Below are 3,662 nucleotides of genomic sequence, written 5' to 3'. Positions count from 1 at the left end.
CAAGCATTACATCCAAAAGCTTCTGATTTATCTCCTTGAAAAAAAATACAACTGCCGCTCCAAGGGCAGTGAGTCCCCAGGTAAATAAAGTTCCAACTAAAGCCTGCATGACAGGATGTAATTCTCTAAACCAACTCATATTCTACCTCCTAAATGAATAAATCAGACACAGTGACTATGTCGCATTAACCGCTTTGATGGATAGTAAAAGCATATCTCCTTAATAATGAAAGCATACTTATATAATAATAAGTTTTTACATATTTGTCAATGTATTGATAATAATTTTCATTTTGTACTCATTACAAATTATACTTTATATATTTCACGTCTTCTGTGTTTTAGAAGTGGAAGCTGATTTCTTATTTTGGTGTTTAATTCAGTATCTATTTCAGTAAGCATCACTGCTTCTTCTCCTTCCATTCTTGAAAGAATTTCACCCCAGGGGGAAACTAAAATGGAATTGCCGTAGGATACATAAAAATTATCAATATCTCTTGCTGGAGCAGTACCTACAGTGAATACCTGATTGTCCACGGCCCTTGTCCTGAAAAGAATTTCCCAGTGGGCCGGTCCGGTAGTCATATTGAAGGCTCCAGGCACGATTATGATTTCTGCTCCTTCGTTTACCATCATCCTTGAAAATTCAGGAAACCTTATATCATAACATATCATTACACCTATTTTTCCAAACTCGGTATCAACTACTGTAGGCTCCTCCCCAGGCGTAAGGGTGTCGGACTCCCTGAAAGACTGTCCTCCCTTTACATCTATATCGAAGAGGTGCGTCTTCCTGTGTTTACCAAGCTCGTTACCCTTTCTATCAAAAATGAAACAGGTGTTGAATATTCTAGACTCCGAATCCTTTTCAGGAATGGATCCTCCAAAAATATATACCCCCTTCTCCGCAGCCTTGTCCTTCAAGAAGTTATATGTATCTCCTCCTATAAATTCGGCATATTCAGGAAAATATGACGCCTTGTAGGGACAGTTGAACATTTCCGGAAGAACTACAATATCCGCTCCTCTTTCAGCAGCCTCGTCTATGAATTCTCCCGCCCTCTTAATATTTTCAACCTTGTCTTCTATTATGTGCATTTGAATTTGAGCTATTTTAATTTTCATTGTCCCTCTCCTTTTCTTCTTCTATTTCAATGGTTATTTCTTCAAATTCCATATATTTTTCAATACATTTCTCCTCAAGAACTTCCCTGTCTTCGTGAAGCTTTCCAAGCAGTGTGTAGTTACTGGGATTTTCATCCATTGATCTTGACAGTTCCTCGATTTCATCCTCCATTTTTTTGATTTCATCTTCCAAGGCATTCTTCTTTTTATCAAGGACTTTAAGTATATTCTTACTCCTGACTTTCCATTCCTTTACTGTCGACTTGACCTTTTTTCTTTCAAGGAGGTCTCTTTCCTGCTCAATTTCTCTTTCCTTCATGGTTTTGAAGTATTCATAATCTCCATTGTATATCTTGAGCCTTTTGCTTCTCAATTCTCCCACCCTTGTTGCAAGCTTGTTTATGAAATATCTATCGTGGGATACGAATATTATTGTTCCTTCAAATTCCAGCAAGGTATCTTCAAGTATTTCTCTTGAATCTATGTCAAGATGGTTAGTAGGCTCGTCTAGAAAAAGCAGGTTTGCATTTTCATGTAGTATGTAGCTGAGCTTAAGCCTGCTCTTTTCACCTCCGGAAAGCATGGATATTTTCCTAAAAACATCTTCTCCGTAAAAAAGTATCTTGGCAAGCTCCTTCCTTGCTTCGGAAACAGTTAATCCAAGATTTCCCGTGAAATAGTCAAGAATAGACAACTGGGGATTTTCAAATTCAATTTTCTGTGGAAGATATCCAGTCTTTACCCTAGAGCCAAGAGATGTTTTCCCTTCGTTAGCTTCAACTTCTCCCATTAATATGCGAAGGAGAGTGGTCTTTCCAGTACCGTTGTCTCCAAGAAGGGCAAAACTATCTCCAAAGTGTGCTTCAAAACCTGCTTTTGAAAAAAGCTCCACTCCGTCATAGAATTTCGAAAGATCCATGGCTTCAACTGCTATCTTTCCTGTTCTGCCTCCCTTGAGACCTCCCAGGTTGATTTTCTTCTTGTCAAGGACAGGCCTGTCAAGTTCGTCCATCTTTTCAAGTCTCTTTTCAAGCTCCTTTGCCTTTTTATACATTTTTTCGCTGTCTCGCATATCTCCCCAGACACGAAATCTGTGGATCTGGTCTTCCATCCTCTTTATCTTCTTCTGCTGGTTGTTGTACCATTTAAGGGCTTCGTAAAATCTTCTTTCTTTTTCAACAACATAGTATGAATAATTTCCATAAAATGTATCCGAACCGTCTCTTCTCATCTCAATGATTTTACTGACAGTATTGTCTAGAAAGTACCTGTCATGAGATATTAAAAGTGCTGCTCCCCTGTAGTCCCTCAGATATCCTTCCAGCCATTCAACAGACTTAAGGTCAAGATGATTTGTAGGCTCATCCAAAAGAAGTATGTCAGGCTCCATTAAAAGCATGCGACCAAGCATGACCCTTGTTTGCTCGCCGCCGCTTAAATCGTAAAAACTCCTATCAAGAAGACTTCTTATATTCATTCCTTCTATTACTCGACTGGATTTTTCCTCAAGATCGTAACCTCCAAGCCTCTCGTATTCAATCTGAAGCTTTCCGTATTCCTCAAGGACATGGTCCTGATTTTCAGAAGTCAGGCCCATTCTCATTTCGCAATCTGTCATTTTTTTCCTGACAGTATTAATAGCCTTAAAGGCTTCGGCAAGGACATCACCTGCCATTGTATTCTCGTCATATATGGGAATCTGCTCAAGATAGCCTACAGCAGCATCCTTTCTCTTAAACACTTCTCCTTCGCCATTTTCAATACCCATTATTATTTTAAACAATGTTGTTTTTCCAGTGCCATTTTTTCCGACTAGTCCTATTTTTTCTCCCGATTGTATATCAAATTCGATATTTTCAAAAATCAAATCGGCTCCAAAGGATTTTTTCAATTTCTTAACTGCCATTTCTATCATATAATACCTCTGTTTACAGCAGTCTCTTAAGGCTGCATTTGTATTGTTTTTTTACTCGTATGAATATTTTAACATATAATTTTTTATACTCCCACACAATATGAAAAATATAAATCATTCTTAACATTTATAGTAATTTCCCTTTACTATTCTATACAAATGTAATAACATATTAGAAGGGTTAAAGTGCTTATACCACTATAATCCAGGCAAAAAATTTAATGATGGAGGTCATTATGGAAAAATTAATCATCACCGCTGCCCTTACAGGAGCAGAGGTAACTAGAGAGCAGCAGCCAAATCTTCCTTTAACACCGGAGGAAATAGCACAAGCTGCCTATGAATGTTTCAAGGCTGGCGCATCAATTGTGCACGTCCACGCACGCGACGAAGAGGGTAATCCCACTCAAAGCTACGATATCTATAAGGATATCAAGGAAAAAACAGCCGAAAAATGCAACGTCATATTTCAACCTTCTACAGGTGGAGCAGTATGGCACACAGCAGAGGAAAGGATGCAGCCTATAGAGCTTAGTCCTGAAATGGCAACGCTGAGTACTGGAACTACAAACTTCGGTCCTGACGTTTTCATGAACACAGAGGAATACATCCTCAAGTTCGC

The 3,662-nt window shown here is 38.6% G+C and carries 3 protein-coding genes and 1 pseudogene; 1 reads left to right on the top strand and 3 read right to left on the bottom strand.

Features of this window, described 5'->3' with window-relative positions; all coding sequences use genetic code 11:
- From AC3AX0_RS09255 to abc-f, 3 genes and pseudogenes are all read right to left on the bottom strand, one after another.
- Positions 1-139, bottom strand: a pseudogene (locus AC3AX0_RS09255) (ZIP family metal transporter); the annotation flags it as partial.
- A gap of 170 nt (positions 140-309) precedes the next feature.
- Complete coding sequence (locus AC3AX0_RS09250) at positions 310-1,125, bottom strand: carbon-nitrogen hydrolase family protein (RefSeq protein WP_487550009.1); 816 nt, start codon at positions 1,123-1,125, stop codon at positions 310-312.
- Positions 1,115-3,040: a ribosomal protection-like ABC-F family protein gene (abc-f, locus tag AC3AX0_RS09245; protein ID WP_487550008.1), complete on the bottom strand. Its 1,926-nt coding sequence runs from the start codon at positions 3,038-3,040 to the stop codon at positions 1,115-1,117. Before abc-f ends, AC3AX0_RS09250 begins: the two co-directional genes overlap by 11 nt.
- 236 nt (positions 3,041-3,276) lie before the next feature.
- On the opposite strand from abc-f, the gene AC3AX0_RS09240 reads away from it, so the two are divergent.
- The coding region (locus tag AC3AX0_RS09240; RefSeq protein WP_487550007.1) for a beta-keto acid cleavage family enzyme at positions 3,277-3,662 on the top strand (386 nt) is incomplete at its 3' end.

Source organism: Dethiosulfatibacter sp. (assembly GCF_983023055.1).
This window is presented reverse-complemented; position numbering and strand designations above follow the sequence as displayed.

Coding starts and splice junctions, on each gene's coding strand:
- AC3AX0_RS09250 (WP_487550009.1), bottom strand. CDS start 1,125: ATGAAAATTAAAATAGCTCAAATTCAAATGCACATAATAGAAGACAAG.
- abc-f (WP_487550008.1), bottom strand. CDS start 3,040: ATGATAGAAATGGCAGTTAAGAAATTGAAAAAATCCTTTGGAGCCGAT.